The organism is Prevotella sp. PTAC, from assembly GCF_013166535.1.
In the GTDB taxonomy this organism is placed as follows: domain Bacteria; phylum Bacteroidota; class Bacteroidia; order Bacteroidales; family Bacteroidaceae; genus Prevotella.
The window spans coordinates 27,829-52,854 of sequence record NZ_JABKKK010000008.1 but is presented as its reverse complement, the minus strand read 5'-3'; the positions used below and the strand labels follow the sequence as shown (position 1 = coordinate 52,854).

Annotated in this window: 19 protein-coding genes; 10 read left to right on the top strand and 9 right to left on the bottom strand. The window is 51.1% G+C overall.

What is annotated here, in order from left to right; all coding sequences use genetic code 11:
• Nucleotides 1-2 precede the first annotated feature (2 nt).
• Nucleotides 3-902: an AraC family transcriptional regulator gene (locus HPS53_RS07585; RefSeq protein ID WP_104369149.1), complete on the bottom strand. Its 900-nt coding sequence runs from the start codon at nt 900-902 to the stop codon at nt 3-5.
• Nucleotides 903-1,859: 957 nt separating this feature from the next.
• Between HPS53_RS07585 and HPS53_RS07580 the strand changes: the two genes are divergently transcribed.
• The 3 genes from HPS53_RS07580 to HPS53_RS07570 all read left to right on the top strand — a co-directional run bounded on the left by HPS53_RS07580 (nt 1,860) and on the right by HPS53_RS07570 (nt 6,261).
• Complete coding sequence (locus HPS53_RS07580; RefSeq protein ID WP_104369206.1) at nt 1,860-3,278, top strand: sulfatase-like hydrolase/transferase; 1,419 nt, start codon at nt 1,860-1,862, stop codon at nt 3,276-3,278.
• 212 nt (nt 3,279-3,490) lie between these two features.
• Nucleotides 3,491-5,479 (top strand): histidine kinase, encoded by a 1,989-nt coding sequence (locus tag HPS53_RS07575; protein WP_172205464.1) that lies wholly within the window; start codon nt 3,491-3,493, stop codon nt 5,477-5,479.
• 32 nt (nt 5,480-5,511) lie between these two features.
• Nucleotides 5,512-6,261 carry a LytTR family DNA-binding domain-containing protein gene (locus HPS53_RS07570; protein WP_216651901.1) on the top strand — a complete coding sequence of 250 codons (750 nt, stop codon included), beginning with the start codon at nt 5,512-5,514 and terminating at the stop codon, nt 6,259-6,261.
• 137 nt (nt 6,262-6,398) lie between these two features.
• Here the strand turns inward: HPS53_RS07570 and eno are convergent, their stop codons facing one another.
• Nucleotides 6,399-7,697 (bottom strand): phosphopyruvate hydratase, encoded by a 1,299-nt coding sequence (eno, locus tag HPS53_RS07565; RefSeq protein WP_104369209.1) that lies wholly within the window; start codon nt 7,695-7,697, stop codon nt 6,399-6,401.
• A 217-nt stretch (nt 7,698-7,914) separates the two neighbouring features.
• Nucleotides 7,915-9,537, bottom strand: coding sequence for an RluA family pseudouridine synthase (locus HPS53_RS07560; protein WP_172205460.1), 1,623 nt, complete (start codon nt 9,535-9,537; stop codon nt 7,915-7,917).
• 294 nt (nt 9,538-9,831) lie between these two features.
• On the opposite strand from HPS53_RS07560, the gene HPS53_RS07555 reads away from it, so the two are divergent.
• Nucleotides 9,832-10,458, top strand: a complete 627-nt coding sequence (locus HPS53_RS07555; protein ID WP_172205458.1) for a YhcH/YjgK/YiaL family protein — start codon at nt 9,832-9,834, stop codon at nt 10,456-10,458.
• Nucleotide 10,459: 1 nt separating this feature from the next.
• A complete protein-coding gene (locus HPS53_RS07550) occupies nt 10,460-12,391 on the top strand; it encodes an AAA domain-containing protein (RefSeq protein ID WP_172205456.1) in 1,932 nt (643 codons plus the stop codon).
• Between the two features lie 319 nt (nt 12,392-12,710).
• Here HPS53_RS07550 and HPS53_RS07545 read toward each other — a convergent pair whose 3' ends face one another.
• The 5 genes from HPS53_RS07545 to HPS53_RS07525 all read right to left on the bottom strand — a co-directional run bounded on the left by HPS53_RS07545 (nt 12,711) and on the right by HPS53_RS07525 (nt 16,790).
• Nucleotides 12,711-13,283, bottom strand: coding sequence for a hypothetical protein (locus HPS53_RS07545; RefSeq protein ID WP_172205454.1), 573 nt, complete (start codon nt 13,281-13,283; stop codon nt 12,711-12,713).
• 62 nt (nt 13,284-13,345) lie between these two features.
• Nucleotides 13,346-13,840: an RNA polymerase sigma factor gene (locus HPS53_RS07540; RefSeq protein ID WP_104368425.1), complete on the bottom strand. Its 495-nt coding sequence runs from the start codon at nt 13,838-13,840 to the stop codon at nt 13,346-13,348.
• 1,014 nt (nt 13,841-14,854) lie between these two features.
• Nucleotides 14,855-15,535: a porin family protein gene (locus tag HPS53_RS07535; RefSeq protein WP_104368422.1), complete on the bottom strand. Its 681-nt coding sequence runs from the start codon at nt 15,533-15,535 to the stop codon at nt 14,855-14,857.
• Nucleotides 15,536-15,579: 44 nt separating this feature from the next.
• Entirely contained in the window at nt 15,580-16,599 is a 1,020-nt protein-coding gene (locus tag HPS53_RS07530; RefSeq protein WP_104368421.1) for a PD40 domain-containing protein, read from the bottom strand.
• Entirely contained in the window at nt 16,596-16,790 is a 195-nt protein-coding gene (locus HPS53_RS07525; protein WP_104368420.1) for a hypothetical protein, read from the bottom strand. The genes HPS53_RS07530 and HPS53_RS07525 overlap by 4 nt, the downstream gene beginning before the upstream one ends.
• 460 nt (nt 16,791-17,250) lie before the next feature.
• On the opposite strand from HPS53_RS07525, the gene HPS53_RS07520 reads away from it, so the two are divergent.
• The 3 genes from HPS53_RS07520 to HPS53_RS07510 all read left to right on the top strand — a co-directional run bounded on the left by HPS53_RS07520 (nt 17,251) and on the right by HPS53_RS07510 (nt 20,870).
• The gene (locus tag HPS53_RS07520; protein ID WP_233210100.1) at nt 17,251-19,719 is read left to right on the top strand and encodes a glycoside hydrolase N-terminal domain-containing protein; all 2,469 of its coding nucleotides are present in this window, start codon (nt 17,251-17,253) and stop codon (nt 19,717-19,719) included.
• Nucleotides 19,720-19,841: 122 nt separating this feature from the next.
• Nucleotides 19,842-20,294: a PepSY-like domain-containing protein gene (locus HPS53_RS07515; RefSeq protein ID WP_146078610.1), complete on the top strand. Its 453-nt coding sequence runs from the start codon at nt 19,842-19,844 to the stop codon at nt 20,292-20,294.
• A gap of 153 nt (nt 20,295-20,447) precedes the next feature.
• A complete protein-coding gene (locus HPS53_RS07510) occupies nt 20,448-20,870 on the top strand; it encodes an META domain-containing protein (protein ID WP_172205453.1) in 423 nt (140 codons plus the stop codon).
• 14 nt (nt 20,871-20,884) lie between these two features.
• Here HPS53_RS07510 and HPS53_RS07505 read toward each other — a convergent pair whose 3' ends face one another.
• Entirely contained in the window at nt 20,885-21,070 is a 186-nt protein-coding gene (locus HPS53_RS07505; RefSeq protein WP_172205452.1) for a hypothetical protein, read from the bottom strand.
• A gap of 78 nt (nt 21,071-21,148) precedes the next feature.
• Between HPS53_RS07505 and HPS53_RS07500 the strand changes: the two genes are divergently transcribed.
• Both HPS53_RS07500 and HPS53_RS07495 read left to right on the top strand, forming a co-directional pair.
• Nucleotides 21,149-24,112 (top strand): PEP/pyruvate-binding domain-containing protein, encoded by a 2,964-nt coding sequence (locus HPS53_RS07500; protein ID WP_104368417.1) that lies wholly within the window; start codon nt 21,149-21,151, stop codon nt 24,110-24,112.
• Between the two features lie 144 nt (nt 24,113-24,256).
• Nucleotides 24,257-24,880: a formate/nitrite transporter family protein gene (locus HPS53_RS07495; protein WP_371741814.1), complete on the top strand. Its 624-nt coding sequence runs from the start codon at nt 24,257-24,259 to the stop codon at nt 24,878-24,880.
• Nucleotides 24,881-25,026 lie beyond the last annotated feature (146 nt).

The window sequence follows — 25,026 nt, the reverse complement described above, 5'->3', positions numbered from 1 at the left end:
CGTCAGACCGTTTCCTTCCTGTATTCGCTCGGTGTCTTGCCCACCCCGCGCTTGAAGTATCTCGTGAAGTGCTGCGAGTACTGGAATCCGAGGTCATACGATATTTCGTTTACCGATTTCTTGGTGCCCAGCAGTTCGTCTTTCGCCAGTTCTATGATTTTCGTCTGTATGAACTCCTGCGGGGTACGGCCCGTCTCTTTCTTCACCAGGTCGCCGAAGTAGTTTGGCGACAGGAAGCACCGCTCGGCGAAATACTTTACCGACGGCAGTCCGTCGCGCCGTGCCGTGCTGCCTCGGAAGTAGCCGTTCAGTTCGTCCTCAAACCGTGTCAGTATGTCGCGGTTCGCCTCGTTGCGGGTGATGAACTGCCGCTCGTAGAAGCGCATGCAGTAGTCGAGCAGCAGCTCGATGTTGCGGCATATCAGTTTCCGGCTGTGCTTGTCTATGGGGCGTTCCAGTTCGTCGTTGATTTTTCGGAGACAGTCCTTGAATATCCCTTTCTCTTCTTCCGACAGGTGCAGGGCTTCCCGCGACGAGTAGTCGAAAAACGAGTACTGTTTTATCTCTCTGCCGAGCGACGTGCCGCGGATGATGTCAGGATGAAACAGCAGGCCGATGGCGTTGGGGCTGAAGTCGGGCAGATGCTTCACATGCACCACCTGTCCCGGGGCGAAGCTCGTCACGGTGCCCTCCTGATAGTCATACGGTTGGCGGCCGTAGGTGATGTCGCCGCAGTATGTCTGTTTGAGAAACAGGGCGTATACCTCGTACCGGTATGTCACCTCGGCGGGGCCGGGATCGGTGCCGTTGAGGTCGACCACGGTCACGAGCGGATGCCGTGTCTCGAATCCTTGACTCTTGTTGTACTCGTCTATCGAACTAATCGTAATCAGGTTGTCCATCGTTCCAATGTTTTTGTTTGTTCCTACTGCCCGAATTCCAGGCATAATGGTTTTTGCAAAGGTAGCGAATAAATCCCGATAACACCGCAACCCGCATTACAGAAAAATGTAACCATATTACGTTTGGTTGTTTATGCGTGCCGTAAAGCATTGTTAAAATATCGTGGTGTATATGGAAGTGTATCGCGGTGAGGCTTGCTTCGACTTGCTTTTTATGTTAAATTTGTTGCGTGTTGAAACTAATTTAAACGTTGGAATGATGATAAATGTTTACAAAATAAAGCATGGGCATATGGGTGTGATACGCCGGAAGTGTATTTTTATGCAGTCTGACGATACTTTGATTTCTGATAAACGGCCGGTAGAGAAGTAGTTGCCTACATATTAATATCGTATCGGTGTATGCCGCAGCTCTGGCGGCATACATGCAGTCAGGCTCCCGACGCATTGCGTCGGGAGCTTTTTTGTTATATTTCGTGTCGTATCGGGGTGCTTTTTGCTTTGCGTTTGGATACCGGTTGGGTCGCATTTAGCGTCTAAACGCGACCCAACCGGTATCCAAACGCAAAGCAACGGGGTACCTGTCTCAACCGGGCGGACGGCTGGCGTGCTCATTGTCTGTTTTCTGTCAAAAAACAAAGTGGATATAGCCGTGTGTCGTTTTCGTTTTGCATAAATATTATCTTTATGCGCATAAATATTCGGTTGGCGGCAGTATATTGTTGGCTGATGTTTTGTTTACATTTTATGGCGCCGGCATATTGACGTGCCGATGTTTTTTTGATAAATGACATCCGGTATCGGAAAAATTCGTATCTTTGCAATAAGACAGGCTACACCTTGACCCAGGATGACGTGCGTGTCGGAAGATTTGAGACATGTTTCGCGGCTCTCTGTTTGCGCTGTCTTTGAATAAGCGGAAAAAACTGTTGATTACTAAAACATACAACTTATTATATGAAGAAAAACGACATTCGCCTGGGCGGCATGATGGCTGCGCTGAGCGTCGTTCCGGCAGCCTCTCAGGCGGCAGACAACAGCCCGAAGGCCACTCCGGACAGGCCTAACATCATTTTCATACTTGCGGACGATATGGGATATGGAGACCTTTCGTGTTTCGGCAGCAAGCATGTGAAGACACCCAACATAGACCGGCTGGCGGCCACCGGCACCACCTTCACACAGTGCTATGCGGGCAGCGGAATATCATCCCCGTCGCGTTGCGCCCTTATGACCGGAAAGAACACAGGCAATACCACGATCAGGGACAACACGTGCACGGCCGGCGGCATAAAGGGGATAAAGATTTCGCCGAAAGGCGATACCACGTATATACGCCGGGCAAACCTGTTGCCTACGGACACTACTCTGGCCACGGTGGTGGGCGCGGCGGGTTACCGCACGTGTCTGGTGAACAAGTGGCATCTCGACGGGTACGACCCGCTGTCGGCTCCAAACCATCGTGGCTTCGATGAGTTCTACGGATGGACGATAAGCACGGTTCACTCAAACTCGCCTTATTATTATCCGTATTATAGGTTTGCGGGCGACAGTCTGATAACGATAGACGAGAATGCGCACGACCGGCATGTGAAGCACAACACGGATCTTTCAACCGAAGACGCCATCAAGTTCATCCGACGCAACAGGGAGAACCCGTTTTTCCTTTATCTGGCATACGACGCGCCGCACGAGCCTTATATCATCGACAACACCGTGTGGTATGACGACCGGGACGACTGGTCGGCCGACACCAAGCGGTATGCCGCCCTCATTACCCACATGGACGAGGCGATAGGCAGGCTGATTGCCGAGCTTGACAAAATGGGGCTGAGGGAAAATACTCTCGTGATATTCGCGTCTGACAACGGGGCGGCCGTGCAGGCACCGATTGCCGAGCTTAATTGCAATGCGGGCTTCCGGGGACGCAAGGCACAGTTGTATGAGGGCGGCATCCGTGTGCCAATGATTGTCAACCAACCTGGGCGTGTGCCGGTACGCAAGCTTGAAAACCTTGTTTATTTCCCCGACATCATGCCCACGTTCGCCGCTCTCACCGGAGCGACGTCCGCACTGCCGCAGAGGCTCAACGGCATGAACATACTGCCGCTGTTCTACGGCGGAGAGGCGGATACGGACGACAGGCTGTTGTACTGGGAGTTTCCTGGAAAGCAGCGCGCCGCGCGTCGGGGCGACTGGAAGTGCGTGACAATAAAGCCTGGCAGGCCGCTCGAACTGTACAACCTGAAAGACGACCCGGAGGAACGTGTCAATCTGGCCGACAAGTATCCGGAGATGGTGAAACGGTTTGACGAGGAGATGAAAGCCATGCGCACACCGTCGCCAAATTGGCCGCTTGAAGGTGAGACATTCTGATGTGTCAAAACGAATGTGACTGTATGCTCGTCGTTTAATCACTATTTATCGGCAAGTATTCCATTGCATCTTCCCGTTGTTGATTTTTTTATTATCTTTGCATCAGACAGGCTGCGTCTCGGTAATTTGAAACGAGTTTCATTACACTCGACTTGCACTGTCTTTGTCCTCGACTTGCGTAGCCTTGTCGACTGAATACGATAATAATAAAGATGCGACAACTATTATATATAGCGGGTATACTGATGTTTCTCACGGTGGGTTGCGGGAGAAACGATGACACGGGGCACATCAGTGAGGAGACAAGAAGACGGTTGAGGACTCTTGACGACTCGATAGATGCCATGTCGCCAAAATCATTGTCAATGATAGCGGGCGGCATGGCATCTGCCGTTGACAGCCTGACATGGTATGGATATTACCTGAGATACGCGAGATATTACTATCTGTCGCAGACTCCCGACTCCATGTTGCCGTACATCGACCGTACGCTCGATTTCGCGGATGGTCGCAAGCCCGGGCCGGCGGTGAACGGAATAAAGGCTTTCGCCCTTGAATTGAAAGCCGACTACAGCCACATGTACCGTAAAAATCACGATGAGGTGATAGGCCTTCACACCGAGGCTTACGACTTGATGATGAGGAGCGACAATAAGGGAAGTCTCCCCGAGATCTGCGCTAACCTTGCGGATGCCTATGCGCAAATCAGCGACATGGCACAGGCGGCCGCCTGGTATCGGCGGGCGCTGTTTCTTGTCGATTCGCTGAAAATGCCCGACACGAAAAACATTACCCTCTATCTCGGACTTGCCAACATATACATGCAGCTCAAAGACTATGACTCTTCGCTGCGCTACTATCAGGAGACGAGCAGATACTACGACCTCATGGCACCGAACATGCAGGCTTATTATCTAAATAATTTCGGCAATTACTATTATTACAGAAAAGATTACGGTGAGGCGCTCAAAGTGTTCCTCAGACTGGAAAGCATGCTTGACAAATACGGAAACGACGGAATGGCAATGGCTACGTGCCGTGTGAACCTTGCCGATGTGTACTTGAACCTTGGCGACGATTTGAAAGCCGAGGAGTATGTGGCGCAGGCTGAGCGGTTTTTCGCCGGCCACAGTGTGTATGCGGGAATGTATTACGCCAACTCGATACGCATCGCACTGGCGGTGAAGGCAGGACGGCCGCATGAGGTTGGGAAGATAATCGCGTCGGAGAAGTTTGCCGCTCCGGGTGATCATGCGCTCGTGGGGATACGCAACAAGTACATGAGGCTGTATCATGAGAGTACGGGCGGATGGAAAGCGGCCCTGAGAAGTCTCGAGGACGAGATGCGCGTGAGCGACTCGATAGAGGAGGCACGCAGCCACATGAGGGCTTCGGAGATCATGCAGAGACTCAAGGAGGACACGCTGTTGCTGCATCATGCCATTGAGATGAACGCCAAGGATATCGAGCTTAGGAACATGTGGGGCGTGGTGGCGGCGATAGTGGTGCTGACGCTGGTGGTCGCAATGCTCTGGGGCACATACACATACAAGCGTAAGCTGCGTACGGAGATGGACATGATGTATCTCAGGCTGGCGAACGTTAGAAACAGGATATCGCCGCATTTCATGTTCAACGTGCTGAACAATCACATGCATACCATGCGTGCGGAAGAGCGTGAGAGGCTGATGATGCTCGTGAAACTGCTGAGAGCGGATCTCGACATGTCGAGAAACATGTTCATCAGTCTTGCCGACGAGATTAATTTCGTAAAGTATTACGTTGATATCGAAAAGCCCATATTGGGCGATGATTTTGAATTTACGGTGGAAGTGCCCGACGATGGGACGCTTTCGGAAATCAGCGTGCCGTCCATGTTTGTGCAGATACTGGTGGAAAATTCAATAAAGCACGGCCTGAAAGGGAAAGACGGGACAAAGCGGCTGATTATAAAGGTGGATGCACTGCCCGGCTGTACTGTTGTCACGGTAGCCGACAACGGCAACGGATTTGACATGAGCCGTGTGCGTAGCGACAGGACAAGGACCGGGCTTGACATAATACGCCATACCATACGCATTATAAACGAAAGGAGAAAGCGGAACTTTATGAGGTTCGACATATCAAACCTGACGGATGGTGACGGAAATACGGCTGGGTGCGAGGCAAGGCTTACGATACCGGCCGATGTGCGGCCGTGAGTGAGGCGGATGTAACAAAACGAAACTGATATATGAGTATGAGAATAATAATAGTTGATGACGACAAACCGGCGATAGAGTCCCTGTCGGACGCTCTTGTCAATTTTCCCGATGTGGAAATAGTGGGCATGGCGCTGACAGGCGAGAGCGGACTGAGACTGGTGGAGGAACTTGAACCGGACGTGCTATTTCTCGATGTGGAAATGCCTGACATGTCGGGGCTTGACTTTCTCGCTACGATGAACGGCGGTGGGGTTGACTGCGATGTGGTGATATGCACCGCTTTCGATAATTACATGCTGTCGGCGTTCAGGCAGCAAGCATTTGATTTCCTTCTGAAGCCGGTGGATTCGGACGAGTTGGAGATAGTGATGCAGCGGCTGACGGAGAAGAGGGACAGGCGTGGAGCAAGGCTTGCGGACGGCATGAAAAAGCCGGATGAGGGCACTTTCATATTCTATACCAACTCGGTGGATTTCAGGATGGTGAAGATAAAGGATATAGGAGTGTTCCAGTATAATCACGAGATGCGCTCGTGGGAAGTTGTGGTGGCGGGATGCAAAACCCCGATAAGGCTTAAAAGGAATATGACAAACGACAAGATACTGTCTATCGACAACCGCTTCAGACAGGTAAACCAGAAATATATCATCAATATCGATTATCTCTTCGAGGTGAAAGACAATGTATGCTGTTTCTATCCGCCTTTCGAAAATATCGGATATGTGAAGGTGGGAAGCTTCTTCCGACGCCGGTTCATAGAGCGGTTCAATAAGTTCTGAGGCTTGTCTCCGATTTCTTGGGTTGCGGCGTTCTTATAGTGCTTTAGGAATACCGGGATCATAAAAAAAACAAACTGTGCCAGGCTGTTGTTTCAGTTTGACACAGTTTTTCTTTTTCCGTCATTCATGGCAGTCTTCTACTCTCTGCCGTAGAGGGCTTGTTTGCCGAGCTTTTCCTCGATCCTTATCAACTGGTTGTACTTGGCCGTGCGGTCGGTGCGGCTCAGCGAGCCGGTTTTTATCTGTCCTGAGTTTGTGGCCACGGCAATGTCGGCAATCGTGGTATCCTCAGTCTCTCCCGAGCGATGGCTTATCACGGTTGTGTAGCCGTGGCGGTGAGCCATTTCGATGGCATCGAGTGTCTCGGTGAGCGTCCCTATCTGGTTTACCTTTATGAGAATGGAGTTTGCCGCTCCCATCTCTATGCCCTTGCCGAGAAACTCGACGTTGGTGACAAAGAGATCGTCGCCCACCAGCTGGCACTGTCCGCCGATGGCTTTGGTCAGTTTTACCCATCCGTTCCAATCGTTTTGGTCGAGTGCGTCTTCAATGGAGTCTATCGGATATTTGGTTATCAGGCGTTCCAGATACGCTATTTGCTCCTCGTCACTGAGCTTCTTGCCGTGCTGTTCTTTCGGCATGCCGTTTTTGAGCCTGCTGTAATCGTAGTAGAACTTGCCGTTTTCGATCACCGAGAACTCACTCGCCGCGCAGTCGATGGCTATCGTGACGTCGGTTCCGGGAGCGTAGCCGGCATTGCTGATGGCAATCATGATGCAGTCCAGAGCGTCCTCGATACTGTTAAGTGCCGGGGCGAACCCGCCCTCATCGCCTACCGCCGTGGTCAGGCCGCGGTGCTTCAGCAGGGCTTTGAGCGCGTGAAACACTTCCGCTCCCATCCTTATCGCTTCTCTTTCGGTGCTTGCGCCCACGGGGCGTATCATGAATTCCTGAAAGGCTATGGGGGCATCGGAGTGTGCTCCGCCGTTTATTATGTTCATCATCGGTACCGGCATGACGTATGCGTTCGCTCCGCCGAGATACCTGTATAACGGCAGACGGAGGTAGTTTGCGGCCGCATGGGCCACCGCGAGCGACACTCCGAGTATGGCGTTGGCTCCGAGCAGCAGTTTGGCCGGTGTGCTGTCGAGTTTTATCATCGCCTCGTCGATGGTGCGCTGTTCCAGCGCCGATAGCCCTATCAGTGCCGGTTCGATGATGTTGTTCACGTTTTTCACGGCTTCCAGCACACCCTTTCCGCAATAACGTCTTTCGTTTCCGTCGCGCAGTTCAAGTGCTTCGTGTTCTCCGGTGGAAGCTCCCGACGGTACAGACGCTCTTCCTGTGATGCCCGATTCGAGGGTCACTTCAACCTCGACAGTCGGGTTTCCCCTTGAATCGAGTATCTCTCTTGCATGTACTTTGTTGATATTCATGGCTTAAAAGTTTTTTGAATAGTTGATAATAACTTGGTTTATATGTGATAATGAGTTGGTTCTGATATAATGACCGTATCTTTTGTGTGCCCGCCTCACGTTTCCCTGCGTGCCTTGTACGGTGCAAATATAGTAAAAAAAGCCGTCCCACAGCGTGATAAGGCTCTGTAAGACAGCACTATTGTTTTATTTTATCTCTTTTTAGTTGATGTTTTGTTTATAAATGTTGAAAATCCGCTTTGCGCTCGAATATCATGCGTTTCCCGGTGGCAGGGTGGGTGAATTCGAGCCGGCAGGCGTGCAGAAAAAGACGCCCGGCTTTGTGTCCGTACAGTTCGTCGCCTGTTATCGGAGCATTGAGACCGTCGTGATGGGCGCAATGTACACGCAGCTGGTGTGTGCGTCCTGTCTCGGGATGCAGTTCGAGAAGTGTTGTTCCGTCTTTTGTTGCCACCGCACGCCATGTTGTTATTGCTTGTCTGCCTTTCGTCTTGTCTACAATCTGCATCGGACGGTTGAGCGTGTCGGGGCGTAGCGGCAGCGAAATGCGGCCGCTGCCGGTCAGTTCGGCATCTACCAGAGCGGCGTATGTCTTCTTTACGCTTCTCGTAAGAAACTGTTTTTGCAGGTTGCGGTAGGCCGCTTCGGTCTTTGCTATAACCAACAGTCCCGAGGTCGCCATGTCGAGACGATGCACTATCATGGGGCCGGTGGCGTCGGGGCATCGCTCACGCATAATGTCGAGCACCGATTGGCGGTTCGTCTTGCCGGGAACAGACAGCATTCCGGCCGGTTTGCATATTACGGCAATATGCCCGTCTTCGTATATTATGTCGGCCGTTTCATGGTTGTCGGCGGCCTGCGGGTCATCATCCACATCGAGTCCTTGCAGCATGTGGGTGAGTATCGGCAGGCATTTGCCGCGGCATGACGGGTAGTAGCGGCCGTGGTGGCGCACTTCCGACTTGGGTGACGCGCCCCACCAGAACTCAGCCATGCATACGGGATGCAGCCCGTGAGCGTATGCGTACTGCAGCAGTTTGGGCGCACAGCACTCTCCCGCACCCGCCGGTGGTACCCGTCCGGCAGTCTCTTTGAATATATCCGTGAGGTCACGGCATTCTCCACGGGCGTTAAGCATCTTGAATTGGGAGAACAGCCATGCCTGCAATTCATCCGACATGCGTCTCCGCCGTTCGCGGAGAGCGGCTATCTCGTTATCAAAAACGGCCAGGGCCTTTTCCGTTGCGGCTGTTGCCGCTGCGTGACGGAGCTTTATCCGTCGCAGTTCGGCCTTCAGATATTGGCTTTCCCGTATCAATCTGCCTTCCTCTTCCTGCGTCAGCCCGTCGGGACAGGCATTCCGTAGCGCGTCTCTTTCGGCCTTTGCCTGTCGCATTTTATGTCTGAACCCATCCTCCTCGGCGACCGCTTTGGCCTTAATGTCAGCCAGTTTGGCAAGCAACGACAGTCTCTTCTCGTTGTTTTCAAGTTCGGTCACCCGCTTGTTTACCGCCGTGATTTCCGCTTCACGCCTTTTGAATGTTCCGTCGGGGTGTTGGGCATCGAACACAGGCGGCACGAAAAACGGCAGGTCGTTGCGCCCGTCGAGCAATCCGGAGTAGGCCGCGAGATAATAAAGCCGCTCCCCTTGCTTCACAACAAGGACTCCGAACATCTTTCCCTCGTCGGCAAACGCCTTAATATCGCTTGCCGATATATAATCCTGTACCTCCCTGACGGCCGTTATGCACAGCTTGTGAGGCTCATAGCAGAATGGGAAGGTAAACCGTCCGGGTGGTTCTATCGTAGTGTCGAGAGGGTGAATAATGTCTGTCATGACGGCAAAGTTACGATTTTTTTTATTACCTTTGTATGTTCGGAAAACGATAATTATGCTTTCGCTGGCCGATAAGTGATTTCTATTAAAGGGATAAATGAGTCCTGTTGATGGGATAAACTCTTTTTGCGTAGGAAACAAGCAGTTCCTTATTAAGTGGATAAGCGCTTCCTTTTAAGTAAATAAATGCTTCCTTTTATAAATAAGTGCTTTGGGTAACGCTGATAAACACTTACTGTAGGGTAAATTTAAATGTTTTCGCATATATACAAATCAAATAAACAATCAGGCAAAATGAATAAACTACTGACATTGACAATCGTCATATTGATTTCTTTTACGGCCTACGGCCAAGGCGTTTACACCCGTGAATGCAATGACAAGGTGCTTCAAAAGAAAGCCGCCAAGTGGGTGAAGAAAGGAAAATGGCGCAACGGTTTTACCGCTGCCGCGCCTCACGAGACTGTAAACTCGGTGGAATTTTACGAGCAATATGCCAAGAATACCGACCAGTGGGAAGCCATGTTCCGCTGGCTTGCCTCAACGGACCTGCTCGCCATTCCCGCCGGCAAGCACCCGATAGAGGGTACGGAACTTGTGACAAGCGTGGAAGACAGTGAGAACGGAGAGCTTGCCAAGCGCCGCAGCGAGAGCCATTACCACCATGTCGACTTCCAATATGTTGTCAAAGGCACTGAACGATTCGGAATCATCGACCACAACACGAGCGAACCGAACACCAAGTACCGTCCCGACGTGATACATTACAGATACGATCCGGACAAGACACGGTTCTACGACTCCGCTACCGATAAGTTCTTTGTCTTCTTCCCGTCAGACTGGCACATCGCAAAGATAAAGACAGACGGTGACAGTCAGAAGATACGTGTGATAGTGGTGAAACTTGATTATAAGGAATGACATGGCCGAAACGACATCACCATTACTCGAACTGCAGCGGCAGCGGTTGTTGCTCGAAATGGAATACAATGCCGACAAGGAGACTTTTCGCCGCCAGACGGACGAGATGGGACTTCGGCGCATAGTAAAGAGGGGCGATGCGTGGTTCCCGTTGCGTGTCGCACGCAGTTATTACAACTCTCTCAACCAACTTGCCGTAGAGGTCTTCCGGCTAGCCGACATCGACATAGAGCATAATTTCGAGTGCGGACGTCCCGTTGTTTTCTTCACGGTTGAAGACAACGGGAATGCCGCCGGAAAAGAAAAAAGCTGTGGCGGAAGCGCGAAGAATACCCGGATAAAGCATGGTGTGACCGGTACGGTGAGCTATGTGGACGGCGACCGCATGGTGGTGACCGTTCCCGATGGAACGAATATCCTCGACTTGCAAGGAACCGGGAATGCCGGCTTGCAGTTGTCGTTCGACGAGACGAGCTACCGCACGATGTTCGCCGCTCTCGACCGGGTCATGCGCGGCAAAGGACGGCTCGGCTATCTGCGCGACCTCTTTTATTCAAGACAGAAAGCCGAGACGCTCACATTCTCCCCGTTGCGCTTCCCTTATCTCAACGCCACGCAGGAACAGGCCGTCAACAACGTGCTCCGTGCGAAAGACGTGGCCGTGGTTCACGGTCCTCCGGGCACGGGAAAGACCACCACTCTCGTGGAGGCCATATACGAGACGCTGCGGCGTGAGAGCCAGGTGCTCGTCTGTGCGCAGAGCAATATGGCCGTAGACTGGATATCGGAGAAACTCGTCGACCGTGGTGTTAATGTCTTGCGGATAGGCAACCCGACCAAGGTCAACGACAAGATGCTGTCTTTCACATACGAGCGGCGTTTTGAGGCTCATCCCGATTACCCGCAGCTTTGGAGCATACGCAAGGCCATCCGCGACTTGCGTGCCAACCGCCGGCGTGGCGATGAGCGGTGGCACGGCAAGTTGGAAAGCCTCAAAAGCCGTGCCACGGAGATAGAGATACGCATCAACGCCGAACTGTTCGCCGAGGCACGGGTTGTGGCTTCCACGCTTGTGGGCAGCGCCAACCGTCTGCTCGACGGCGCCAAGTTCTCCACTCTTTTCATAGACGAGGCCGCCCAGGCGCTCGAGGCGGCATGCTGGATACCCATCCGTCGTGCCGGCCGTGTGATATTTGCCGGCGACCACTGCCAGCTTCCGCCCACGGTGAAGAGCATAGCCGCCCTGAAAGCGGGTTTGGGCAAGACCCTCATGGAGCGCATCGTTGAGCGGAAGCCCGATGTGGTGACTCTTCTGCGCATGCAGTATCGCATGAATGAGGATATAATGCGTTTTCCGAGCGACTGGTTTTACGGCGGTGGGGTAGAGGCGGCGCCCGATGTCAGGTATCGCGGCATACTCGACCTGGATGTGCCCATGGAGTGGGTAGACACGTCGGAGTATGGCGACCTGGCGGAAGACGTGTCGTTCAAGGAACAGTTTGTCGGCGAGAACTTTGGCCGTATCAACAAGGCCGAGGCCGAACTGACATTGAAAACGCTCGAAGATTATTTCATAAGGATAGGCCGGCAGCGCATTATCGACGAGCGGATAGACGTGGGTGTCATCTCGCCGTATCGTGCCCAGGTGCAGTATCTGCGTCGGCGGATAGCCAAAAGCGAGTTTTTCAAGCCTTATCGACGTTCGGTTTCCGTCAATACTGTTGATGGTTTCCAGGGGCAGGAGCGCGATGTGATACTGATTTCGCTTGTTCGCTCCAACGACGAGGGGCAGATCGGTTTCCTGCGCGACCTCCGTCGCATGAACGTAGCCATCACCCGTGCCCGGATGAAACTCATAGTCCTCGGCAGCGTGCCTACCATGACCCGCCACCCGTTCTACCGCAAGCTGTGGGAATACGTCAAGGCGTTATAGATACCGGTTTTGCCCAATATAATATTCATTCGTACCCGAATTATTGATATCATTGTATCAGTTTTATTCTTCGATTCCCAAAAATATCATAATAAGTTTGTAATTCATTCCGGAACTATGCAAAGAAATAGGGAATTTAGGATTAAAAACTTATGCGTTTTGCGGAATATGGCAGTCGGATAAACATAAATCATGGGGCTGTTTAAAGCAGATATTCTTTTATCCTAAATGCGGAGATAAAGTTTGCGGGCAGGCGAAAGCATTATTGTTTCCGCCTGCCCGCACGGGTAGTTCAGTCCGTTAAGCGAGCTAAGTGTTTTTATTCTTCGATATTGCTCTTGAATTCTTCTATTGTCTCGGTTATCTCTTTGATGTACCGTAACTCTTTGGATAGCATCCAGAAAGCGAGACCAAGGCCTATTGCACTGCCGATTAAGGCTCCGGCCAGAAATTGCGAAAAACATGTCAAGGATATCCATATCAGCCATACGATAATGACGGGTATCTCTATCATCATCTGCAATTTCTCGTTGCGCTTGAACCTTATCAGCCACTCGCCCGCCTCTATCAGGTTGCCCGCGGCCAGTGTTTTCATGCCTCTTGTATTGATGAAGTTATATACTGCCTCGCAAATCATTAACAGGAATATGAAGATGCTCGCTCCTATGGGCATTCCTATCTTGTTGAAGAGAGAGTAGAGCATCGGTATCAGCACCACGCAAGCCACGCTGATATACCTGTTCATGTTTCTTATCCACATGATTTTCGAGTGCGTGGCCTCGCGCAACATCTTGTCGCTTACGATTGTCTGCTTGTCCAGTTTCTCTTTGAATATGGTGAGCTGCTTTTTGAGTTGCTCCATTTCGTTGTTGTTGATGATATTATTTTCCATTGTCGCACGTTTTAAGTTATTGTTGTTTTTTAAATATCGTTTTATTATTATTGCCGTCCCGTTTATTTCCTCTCGGCTTCGTCGCTCATTTTCCTGAGCTGTTCCTTTATTCGGTACAGTTTGACCGATACGTTCTTCGCGCTTATTCCCATCACGGCCCCGATGTCGTCGTAGCTCATGTTCTCGAGCCACAGCATGATGACGGCGCGATCGAACGGTCCGAGTCTCGCTATCCGTTTCCTTAGCATTTCCATTTGCAGCGAGTTGTTGTCCGTATCTTCAAACGGGTTCATGTCTATCCGCAACGGTACACGTCGGACGGTTTTCCGTTTCTTCCTGTCCAGCGATACGCATACGTTGAGGCTCACTCTGTATATCCATGTCTTTATGTCGCTGCGTCCTTGGAACGTGTCGAAGTTTATCCACAGGTTCATGAGTACCTCTTGAAAGAGGTCGTTCACCTCGTCCTGGTCTTTGGAAAACATGTAGCAGACGGTGTAAATCGTGCTCTTGTGCGTGTGTACCATCCGCTCAAATTCCTTCTCGTTCTTTTTCATCATGTTGATTTTATTGAAATCGTTCTGCACGTTAGTCGCAAGAACGTTGGAAAAACTACAGCGAAAGTAATCTTTTTTTGTTCATCCGCATATTTTTTATCCGGTTATATCGCTAAGTGTATCGTAATGAGGCTTGTTTTGACGTACTTTTTATATTAAATTTGTGCATGTTGAAATCAATTTAAATGCTGAAGCGATGATAAATATTTACAAAACCGATAATGTTCTCTGCTTGCCTGTAGTCATGAATTGCATATTTATGCGGTTTTTGCCGACTGTGATATTTGACAGTTCGCCACCGGTATCATGCCTGTTTACATATTAATGCACGTTTGGTGTATCTCTGCCGTCTGTATGTGGCAGTGGCATCAGGCTTCCGACATATGGTGTCGGAAGCCTTTTTTTGTTTTCGGATGATTGTTTTTTATGCTTCATTCGGCAGCCGATTGCCTTGCAACGGGATACTGAACGGAAGCCAACGGGATACTAAACGGAAGCTGACGGGATACTGAATGGAAACCAACGGGTATCCCGTTGCGAGATGGCGGCCGGTGTCTGTAGGTAAAAGGGATTTTGTGTCAAAAAACAAAGGATTTCTTATCCGTTTTCATTCTTCTATTGTATAAATATTCGTTTATACTCCGGATTTGAGTATATGGTTTACAATGGTTTTTGTGTGACTTATATTTTACAATGCGTAAAAACGGCTTAATCAAATCCGTCTGTTAGGGATTAATTGAGATTGGTATTTGCAATTCGAGCAAATAGCCATGTCTTGGTGGAAAGCATTGTGTGATATGTCGAGGCTATGACACGGCAAGGTGTCAATGTAAATGTGTGACTGCCGGTGAAAGCCGGAAAAGTGAAGGGGCATATTCGTAGCTGTGTCCAACAGCATGGAATATGCCTCCACCGGTTTGTGAGCCGTTATGTGGCTCGAAAAGGGGAAAAATTATGATATAAATGTGCCGTGGCAGGCTGTGTCCATCCGCCTACGGCACACTTATGCGTTTGTCAGAAGTTGTAGCCGAGGCTTATCATCCAGTTTCTGTCTTTCACGTTATCGTAGTCGTCATTGGTTTTTATGACGTTGGACAGGCCGAGCTGATAGGCAAATCCCAGGTAGTAGTGGTTGCTGAACGTCAGACCGGCGCCAAACTGCAGACCGCAGTTGAATCGGTTGGCACCGTAATTGTCGTCTCCGTCGCCAAAGAAATCTACTTCATATGAATCATCATCATTCCATTCAGCCTTTATCTTGCCACCGATACCGTATCCGAAGTAAGGGCCGGCGTTAATCTGCAGTTGCAGGGCATCGCTGAAGTCGTAGCGGTAGGAAGCCAATATCGGGATTTCGAGATACATGGGCTTTGATGTCTCGGTATATTCGTCTTCCTTGTATTTATGGCCTTTATTCTGGAAGAAAAGTCCGGTCTGCACGTACAGGCTTTGCATCAGGGGAATGTCGGCCGTAACTCCGATGTGAAACGCTGTGCGGTTTCCCGGAGAGATGGAAACCCCGTTCTCATCAGATGCCGATGCGTTCGCAATATTCATACCTGCGCGTATTCCGAATTCAATACCGCCCTCGGCCTTTTCCGTAGAGAAGAAAGAGGAAGAAGAACTGCTTGCGCGCTGTGCCGAAGCAGTCAGTGAAAGTACCGCACATGCGATAACCAATAAAGTCTTTTTCATTTCAAAAAGAGTTTAATTAATAATTATGTGAACTAAAAAAATAATTACATGTTGAAGTCCATTCGCCACACGTTGTAGATCCTGTCGGCCGATCCGCGCTGTGATAGGAAGAATATGCTCCGTCCGTCGCGCGACCATATAGGTGACAGGTCGTTGCCGGGGTGGTATGTGAGCTGGGTCAGCTGCGTGCCGTCCGTGCGGATAACGAAGATATCGGTATTGTCGATGCCCTCTTTCTCCGACTTGCTGCTGCCGGTGACGAGCAGCCATTTGCCGTCGGGCGACAGTTGAGGGGTGGTGAAGCTCTTGCCCGGCTGTGTGAGTATGACCTCTTCCACGCCCGTCTCGAAGTTTATGCGCCATATCTCGCTCTCGTTCTTGTCGGTGAAGCGTGCGCAGTAGATGGTGTGCTTGTTGCCCGGAATGAGACATGCCGTCATACCGCGTGAGTAGTTGGAGAAAAGGTTTGTCTTGCGGTCATAGCTCCAAAGGCTGTAGCTCGAGCGTCCCTCGCCGCGATGAAAGAATATTGTGTTGCCGTCGGGACTCAGCACTCCGCCGTAGTCGTTGTCCGTTCCGTTCGATATCTGGCGCACCACCGTGCCCTGGTTGGCGTCTACGAGATATACGCCGTGGTGTCCGCCCCTCGCTTCGGTGAAGCAGAGAGTGCTGCCGTCGGGGCTCCATGTAAATCCCTCCACGTTGGTGCGGAACGTGCGCTGCACGCTGGGACCGCCCTTCGAGGCACTCTTTATCATTACGTTTGTTGTCTTGTTTTTCTCGTTGATATATCCTATGCGCTTGCCGTCGGGCGAGAGGGCTATCTGTGGTATCACCCACCAGTCGAGCACGCTGGTCTTCTTTGAACCGAAAATGCTTGAAGCCTTGGCCACGAGGCCGCCCTCGTAGTCGGACACGTTGTCGGCATCCTCGGTGATTTTCTCAAATTTCACTCCGCCCTCCTCAGGCACGAACACCACCGAATAGTCGAATTTGACTTTCTTTGCTCCGGCAGCCGATGCTATCAGTGCCAGTGCCATGACTGTGAAAATAGTCCTTTTCATTGCTTGTCCTTATCGTTTTTGTTAATAATAAAGTGCATATGATTATTGCTGCCGCGCATGCGGAATGGCATGAGCGGTAATACGGCGGGCAGACTGACGCTCTGAAGTGGCAATGTGCCACGCCATACCGGAGGAAACGACAGACTTGGCAGGCTACCGGCATAAGCCGGAATCGCCACGTCTGTGTCCATAAGAACAAACCTTTCATAATTGGCCGTTATTTAGGGGTTCTTCTTTGCAATAAAAACATGGTGAAACAAAAGAGCGGGCGTCTTCTTCACATTCATTTATCGCCCCAAGGGAACGGCCAAGCACCCCGCGTAAGATAAAAAACTAAAAGGAGAATACGCCCGCATACAGGCGTATCTAATCCCTTTATTCTCTTACGCTTCTCAATTAATTATTGGCCGTTATTTTGAGACGAGAACGAAGTTCATAAACACGTATTTCACTCAAATGTTCACTGTCCTCTCCGTGGAAAGGACAGTGCAAAGATAGTGTTTTTTTTCGTAGCGGACAACATTATGTGTAAAAAAACGAACGTAATATGCCGAATTGCATTATTTGGAGGTTTGCCATGTGATTGTAACTGTTTTTTTGTAAATTTGCGCATTCAGACAATACTATTAACCATAAACTAAAAAAACAGGTATGATGATGAAGAGAACGTATTATGTAATTAGGTATGTGGCCGGACGTGTACGGCTGACGGCATGCCTTGCGGCCCTGTCTGCCGCTTCGGTGCTTGTGGCCCGAGAGAGCGGCAGCCGGCTCACACTCCATTACGACCGGCCGGCCGAACACTTCGAGGAAGCCCTTGTGATAGGCAATGGCACGCTGGGAGCCGTGGTGTATGGCGGCACGCACACCGACCGCGTTTCGCTCAACGACATTACCTTGTGGACGGGAATGCCCGACACGGAGGTGACAACGCCGGGAGCGCACAAAGCCCTTCCCGAGATACGCGCGCTGCTCGACAAGGGTGACTATCGCGCCGCTGACCGCGCCAACAGGAAAATACAGGGGCACTACTCCGAGACATATCAGCCTCTCGGTCAACTCACGATAGAACATATTGATAATATGGCGAGGAAAACAACCGGTTACCGGCGTTGTTTAGACATAGACAGAGCCGTGGCGTCGACAAGCTACCGGACGGCCGGCGGAGAGTTTTCCACTGACTATTTCGCCTCGGCTCCCGACTCGGTGATAGTGATAAGGATGAGAGCCGGCGGAGAGAAGATCAACGCCGTGCTGCGGTTCAAGTCGCAACTGCCGTGTTCCGTGACATCGGCCGGTGGAGAGATTGTTGCCGAGGGATATGCGGCACACAAGTCGTATCCGAGCTATTACAAGGGTGTGGCCGACGACGAGCGGATAATATATGACCCGTCGCGCGGAATACGTTTCCGGACCGTCATCCGTGCCGTGGACAAGAGCGGCACGGGGCGCATAGTTTCTTATCCTTCCGGTGACTTGAAGATAGAGGGATGCGGCGATGTGCTGGTATTCGTGACCAATGTGACGAGCTTCAACGGATTTGACAAAAATCCCGTTACCGAGGGCCGCGACTACCGTGCGCTTGCCAAGAGGCGTATAGGCCGTGCGGTGAAAAAGACATACGACGAGCTTTATCATACTCATCTATATGACTATCAGCGCCTTTTCGGGCGGGTGAGCCTCGACCTCGGAAAGACAGACCCTGTCATCGCAGCCATGCCCACTGACCGGCAGTTGCGGTTGTACACAGAGGAAAACCAGATCAATCCGGAGCTGGAAGCGCTCTATTTCCAGTATGGGCGCTATCTGCTCATATCGTGCTCGCGCACCGAGGGGGTGCCCGCAAACCTGCAAGGGCTGTGGAACGAGAAGATAACGCCGCCTTGGAGCTGCAACTACACGGCCAACATCAACCTTGAAGAGAACTACTGGGCGGCCGAGACGGCCAACCTGAGCGAGATGCACCGCCCGCTGCTCACCTTTATCGGTAATCTGGGCAAGACGGGAGAGACTACGGCCCGAGAGTATTACGGTGTAGGCCGCGGCTGGTGTCTCGGGCATAACACGGATATATGGGCCATGACCTGCCCGGTGGGCCTTCATGCCGGCGACCCGTCGTGGGCCTGTTGGAACATGGGCGGGGCGTGGGTCAGCACGCATATATGGGAGCACTATCTCTTCACTCAGGACAAGGCGTTTCTCCGGGCCAACTATCCGCTGCTCAAGGGAGCGGCCGAATTTTGCGTTGGTTGGCTCACAGAGAAAGACGGCCGGCTGCTGACATCGCCCGGCACGTCGCCCGAGAACAAGTTCATAACCCCCGAGGGATATTCCGCCGCCACTTCGTATGGTAATACTTCCGACCTTGCCATGATACGTGAGTGCCTGATCGACGCACGGGATGCGGCACGGGAGCTTGGCATCGACCGGGACTTCATACGTACTGCCGACAGGACGCTTGCCCGTCTGCAACCATATAAGGTAGGTAAGGACGGAAACTTGCAGGAGTGGTATCATGACCTGAAAGACAGTGACCCGCAGCACCGCCACCAGTCGCACCTGTTCGGGCTTTATCCCGGCCACCATCTGTCTGTCGGTGCCACTCCCGACCTTGCCAGGGCATGTGCCCGCACGCTTGAAATAAAAGGCGACAAGACCACGGGATGGAGCACGGGATGGCGTGTGAACCTCTATGCCCGCCTGCTCGATGCCGACGGAGCCTATCACATATACCGCAAGCTGTTGAGCTATGTCAGCCCCGACGGATATAAAGGAGCGGACGCCCGTCGCGGCGGTGGCACATATCCCAATCTGCTCGATGCCCACTCCCCGTTCCAGATAGACGGCAACTTCGGCGGCTGCGCCGGAGTGATAGAGATGCTCATGCAGTCGACCCCGGCTGAGATAACGCTTCTTCCCGCACTGCCGGGGCAGTGGAGCGAGGGAAGTGTGAGCGGGATATGCGCCCGCGGAGGTTTCGTCGTGGATATGAGCTGGAGCGGCGGCCGCGTCACCGGACTTAGGATCGCTTCTCGCCGGGGCGGCAGCACTACAGTGAAATACAACGGCCGCTCAAAGCGCCTGAACCTGCGTGGCGGAGAGACGGTAACCTTGCTTTAACATTTTATTTACATAAAAGCCCAAAGATGGTTAAGATGTGTTTTGTAATGCTTGGCCTGTGGGAAATAATTGCTACTTTTGTGCCGTAATAAAACAGTAATAACAATAAAAAGGATAAGATTATGAAAGGAATAGTAAGAAGAATTGTCATGATGATTATGGGTGTTTTCATGTTGGGTGCCACGGCTACGGCGGGCAACGGCAAGGCAATAACACTGACAGACCTGCCTTGTATGGCACAGAAGACCATAAAGGTTTATTTCGGCAAGAAGAAAGTGGCGATGGTGAAGATGGAGACAGGCTTCTTCGAGAAGACGAGCTATGACGTGGTGTTCACCAACGGCGATAAGATAGAGTTTGACGGAAACGGAAACTGGAAAGATGTGTCTGTAAAGACAGGTGCGGTGCCGGCCGCTCTCGTCCCGCAGGCAGTCAGGACATATCTGAAAGCCAACTATCCGAGAACCAAGGTCGTGGAGATAGACAAGGGTCGCGGCAAGTGCGAGGTGAAGCTGTCTTCCGGACTTGAAATAACATTCGACAACAACTATAATGTGATAGATATAGATGACTGACGGCGCATGGCCGGTATGTTAAAAAAAACATAAGTAATCGGCCGATGTTTGTATGTAATGTGTAAAAAGATTATCTTTGCTGTCCCGTTTGAATTCAGACGGGACAGTTTTTTGGGAATAAAAGAAAACACGTAATATATAAAGACAATGAAAATGAAGAAAGTATTGACCGCAGTGTGCGCCGTAGCGGCGTTGGCATCGTGCGGAACGAGCGGCAAGGTGGGTTCTGTTTACAGACTCGGAGGTGAGTGGAACATAGTAAAAGTGAACGGACATGAAATTAAAGAGGCAGATGTGGAGAAAGCACCGTTCATCGGTTTCAACGTCGCTGAAAGCAGGATATACGGCAGCACGAGTTGCAATAATCTCATGGGAGGAATGACAGCCGACGGCAAGACAGGCAAGATAAGCTTCGGCCACATGGGCAGCACACGGATGATGTGCGCCAAGATGGATGTGGAGCAGAAGGTGCTCGATGCGCTCAACAGTGTGGAGAAATTCAAGCTCGTGGGCGATAATAAGCTGGAACTGGCAGACAAGTCCGGCAAGACGGTGATGGAATTGAAGAAAAAGTAATGCTCACGATCCCCCTAAAGGGGCGTGATACCGCCACGGGTATGGCGGTTCTGTATTCCCGGCGGGCGGTAAAGCCCGGTTTGGAATGAAAACAGGAAAACAGGGACACGGAGAATGCGGGATATATATCGGTTGTGCCGATGATAATCCGTATCTCCGTGTCCCTGTTTTCCTATGTGGACGTTTTGCAGTATTCTCATAAAAATAATCTCATGACCTTGGTTTTCTCGCCGTTTATGCGTATTTTTGCGCAGCGATAGAAATCCAAGCAAAAAGACATGAGCAAGAATATCCCCAACGAGTGGAATGATTTTCTGTTGAAAGACGTGTCGTTCGTCAATCTGATGACGCACCGAATATTCAACGTCCTCATCGTAGCTAACCCATACGACGCATTCATGCTTGAAGACGACGGGCGGGTAGACGAGAAAATCTTTGATGAGTATATGGATCTCGGACTGCGGTATCCGCCGACATTCACGCAGGTGAGCACGACGGAAGAGGCTCGCGAGGTGATGAAGACATCGGATATCGACCTTGTGATCTGTATGCCCGGAAACGCCGACAACGACGCTTTCGATGTGGCGCGTGACGTGAAGGCCTGTTCGCCGAACATTCCGTGCGTTGTGCTCACGCCGTTCTCCCATGGCATCACGCGGCGTATGAAAAACGAGGATCTGTCTATCTTCGACTATGTGTTCTGCTGGTTGGGAAACACCAATCTCATACTCTCTATAATAAAACTCATCGAAGACCAGATGAACATAGAGCATGACATAGGCGAGGCCGGCGTGCAGGTGATATTGCTTGTGGAAGACAGTATCAGGTTTTATTCGTCGATACTGCCGAATCTGTATAATTATATTCTCCAGCAAAGCAAGCGCTTCTCCACGGAAGCGCTCAACCCTCATGCGGCAGCGCAGCGGAAGAGAGGCCGTCCGAAGGTGGTTCTTGCCCGTAACTATGAGGAGGCGATGGCGATATACGACAAATATTCGGGAAATATGCTCGGAGTGATAAGCGACACGCGCTTCGCCAAGGACGGTGCGGATAACAGGGACGCAGGTCTGGAACTGCTGCGTGAGATAAGACGGCGCGACGAGTATATCCCGTTGATACTGCAGAGTTCGGAAACAGTGAATGCGGCTAGGGCGAAAGCAGAGGGCTTCCGCTTTGTTGACAAGAACTCGAAGAAGATGAATATAGACCTGCGCAACCTCATGGAAGAGCACATGGGCTTCGGGGATTTTATCTTCCGCGACCCGGTCACGCATGCCGAGGTGATGAGGATAAGCACATTGAAGGAATTGCAGGACTGCATATTCACCATCCCTAACGATTCGATGCTTTATCATGTGAGCCGCAACCACATGAGCAGATGGCTCAGCGCACGTGCAATTTTCCCGGTATCGGCATTCCTGAAACACGTCACATGGCACAAGTTGCAGGACGTGGATGCCCACCGTCAGATAATATTCGATGCCATAGTGCAGTACAGAAAGATGAAAAACATAGGTATCGTGGCTGTGTTTGACCGTGGAAAGTTTGATGCTTACGGGCATTTCGCTCGCATAGGAGACGGCTCTCTCGGAGGAAAGGGCCGCGGCCTGGCGTTTCTCGACAATATAATCAAGCGTCATCCGGAGTTCAACCGCTTCCCGGGAGCAAAAGTGTCCATACCTCGCACGGTGGTACTCTGCACCGATTTCTTCGATGAGTTCATGGACTCCAACAACCTGTATCAGATTGCCTTGAGCGACGCTGGCGACGAAGAGATACTCGCGCACTTCCTGAAAGCACAGTTGCCGGACTCTCTGATAGCCGATTTCTATACGTTCTTCGATGCCGTGAAGTCACCGATAGCCGTGCGCTCGTCGTCTCTTCTCGAAGACTCACACTATCAGCCGTTTGCCGGAATATACTCGACATACATGATACCGTATCTTGAAGATAAGTATGAGATGGTGAAAATGCTTGCAGCTGCCATCAAGGGTGTGTATGCGTCGGTGTTCTACAAGGACTCGAAGGCGTACATGACGGCCACGAGCAATGTGATAGACCAGGAGAAGATGGCGGTGATATTGCAGGAAGTGGTGGGTCACAGGTATGGCGACAGGTATTATCCGAATTTCAGCGGTGTGCTGCGCTCGCTCAATTATTACCCTATTGGCGACGAAAAGTCGGAAGAGGGCATTGTAAATCTCGCTCTCGGACTGGGTAAGTATATCGTGGACGGCGGTCAAACGCTTCGCGTCAGCCCGCATCATCCGCATCAGGTGTTGCAAACCAGCGAGATGGAGACGGCCCTGCGTGACACACAGACACGTTTCTACGCTCTCGACATGAAGAATGTTGGCACGGATTTAAAGGCCGACGACGGGTTTAATATACTTAATCTGAGGGTTAAAGAGGCCGACAAGGACGGTTCGTTGAACTATATAGCGTCTACTTTCGATCCATACGATCAAATCATCCGTGACGGCATATATGAGGGCGGACGCAAGGTAATATCGTTCTGTGGGGTGCTGCAACAAGGCGTTTTTCCACTGCCGGAACTGTTGCAGACGGCTCAGAAGTGCGGGGCGGACGAGATGAAGCGTCCTGTTGAGATAGAGTTCGCGTGCAATTTGAATGCCGATAAGACAGGAGAACTTTATCTGTTGCAGATACGTCCGATAGTGGATAGCAAGCAAGTGCTTGACACCGACCTGCAAGCGATTGCCGACGAGAGCTGTCTGCTGCGCTCTCACAACTCGCTCGGTCATGGAATAAGCGAGGATGTGACGGATGTTGTGTATGTGAAGACAGATGAGAACTTCACTGCCACCAACAATCCGGACATAGCGAGGGATGTGGAAGCTATTAACCGCAGGTTCCTTGACGAGGGAAAGAACTATATTCTGATTGGTCCCGGGCGTTGGGGGTCGAGCGATTATTGGCTCGGTATTCCCGTGAAGTGGCCGCATATAAGTGCCGCCAGGGTGATTGTAGAGGCCGGATTGAAGAACTATCGCGTGGATCCGAGCCAGGGAACGCACTTCTTCCAGAACCTGACATCGTTCGGGGTGGGGTATTTTACGGTCAACCCATATAACGGTGACGGTATATGCCGCACCGACCTGCTCGACAGCATGCCGGCTGTGACTGAGACCGAATATATCCGTCACGTCAGGTTTGACCGCCCGTTGAAGATAATGATGGACGGAAAGAAGCAGGAGGGAGTGGTTGTGATGAGCGAGTGAGACTGTAGATCGGCAGTCCGGATGGTGTGTTCCAAAATCTAATAGGCCGTCATGATAGTCGGGTTGAGATGTAAATAGACAGATGTCTTGTTTTTTTATCCGTTTTGATGGAGCGGCCTTGGTTGGCAAGTTAAAATATAATCAATAATAAAAAGAAAGAAAAGGATAATGTTCAAATCGGTGTTTCCGTCGGCGATACTTGCCGGATTGTGTATTTCAATAGGTTGTGTGGTTAATCTTCGTGTGGGCGGTGTGGCAGGAGCAGTGCTATTTGCTTTCGGTCTTACCACGGTAGTGTATTACGGTTTGAAACTGTATACGGGTACGGCGGGCTTTATCCGTCGTCATGGCGACTGGGCGATGCTCTTCACCGTGCTGCTCGGCAATATCTTGGGATGCGGCCTTTCGGCTCTTGCCATATTCTACTCGAAGCCCGATTGCATAGCGCCGGCCATGGCGGTAGTCGACAGCCGTATGGAAATAGGAGTGCTGGCATGCGGTATTCTGGCTGTCGGATGCGGATTTATAATGACTACCGCCGTGCAGTTTGCCCGCCAGGGCAAGATGCTTCCCTTGTTGTTCGGTGTGCCGGTGTTCATCCTTTGCGGTTTCACGCACAGCATAGCCGACGCTTTCTATTTCCTGTTGGCCTCTTGCGCGTCGCTGCCTGAAGCCGATATAGCGGTTATTTATGTCGCGGAAGTAGTAGGCAACTTCATCGGCTGCAATCTTTATCGTTGGATGATAAAGGCTGATAAGAAAGCATAAAGCGTCTTGTTTTTTTGTTTGATAAAGAGCCATATGACGCGTCGTTAATATGTTGATGGCTTCTTATAAGATATAAAATAAAGGCTATTAATACATCTGATAAGGCCTTGTCTCATGCATGTTTACAGCCGGGACAAGGTCTTTTG

Excerpts from the sequence above, each read along its gene's own strand:
- HPS53_RS07585 (WP_104369149.1), bottom strand. The coding sequence starts at position 902 with ATGGACAACCTGATTACGATTAGTTCGATAGACGAGTACAACAAGAGT.
- HPS53_RS07580 (WP_104369206.1), top strand. The coding sequence starts at position 1,860 with ATGAAGAAAAACGACATTCGCCTGGGCGGCATGATGGCTGCGCTGAGC.
- HPS53_RS07575 (WP_172205464.1), top strand. The coding sequence starts at position 3,491 with ATGCGACAACTATTATATATAGCGGGTATACTGATGTTTCTCACGGTG.
- HPS53_RS07570 (WP_216651901.1), top strand. The coding sequence starts at position 5,512 with ATGAGTATGAGAATAATAATAGTTGATGACGACAAACCGGCGATAGAG.
- eno (WP_104369209.1), bottom strand. The coding sequence starts at position 7,697 with ATGAATATCAACAAAGTACATGCAAGAGAGATACTCGATTCAAGGGGA.
- HPS53_RS07560 (WP_172205460.1), bottom strand. The coding sequence starts at position 9,537 with ATGACAGACATTATTCACCCTCTCGACACTACGATAGAACCACCCGGA.
- HPS53_RS07555 (WP_172205458.1), top strand. The coding sequence starts at position 9,832 with ATGAATAAACTACTGACATTGACAATCGTCATATTGATTTCTTTTACG.
- HPS53_RS07550 (WP_172205456.1), top strand. The coding sequence starts at position 10,460 with ATGGCCGAAACGACATCACCATTACTCGAACTGCAGCGGCAGCGGTTG.
- HPS53_RS07545 (WP_172205454.1), bottom strand. The coding sequence starts at position 13,283 with ATGGAAAATAATATCATCAACAACAACGAAATGGAGCAACTCAAAAAG.
- HPS53_RS07540 (WP_104368425.1), bottom strand. The coding sequence starts at position 13,840 with ATGAAAAAGAACGAGAAGGAATTTGAGCGGATGGTACACACGCACAAG.
- HPS53_RS07535 (WP_104368422.1), bottom strand. The coding sequence starts at position 15,535 with ATGAAAAAGACTTTATTGGTTATCGCATGTGCGGTACTTTCACTGACT.
- HPS53_RS07530 (WP_104368421.1), bottom strand. The coding sequence starts at position 16,599 with ATGAAAAGGACTATTTTCACAGTCATGGCACTGGCACTGATAGCATCG.
- HPS53_RS07525 (WP_104368420.1), bottom strand. The coding sequence starts at position 16,790 with ATGGACACAGACGTGGCGATTCCGGCTTATGCCGGTAGCCTGCCAAGT.
- HPS53_RS07520 (WP_233210100.1), top strand. The coding sequence starts at position 17,251 with ATGATGATGAAGAGAACGTATTATGTAATTAGGTATGTGGCCGGACGT.
- HPS53_RS07515 (WP_146078610.1), top strand. The coding sequence starts at position 19,842 with ATGAAAGGAATAGTAAGAAGAATTGTCATGATGATTATGGGTGTTTTC.
- HPS53_RS07510 (WP_172205453.1), top strand. The coding sequence starts at position 20,448 with ATGAAGAAAGTATTGACCGCAGTGTGCGCCGTAGCGGCGTTGGCATCG.
- HPS53_RS07505 (WP_172205452.1), bottom strand. The coding sequence starts at position 21,070 with ATGAGAATACTGCAAAACGTCCACATAGGAAAACAGGGACACGGAGAT.
- HPS53_RS07500 (WP_104368417.1), top strand. The coding sequence starts at position 21,149 with ATGAGCAAGAATATCCCCAACGAGTGGAATGATTTTCTGTTGAAAGAC.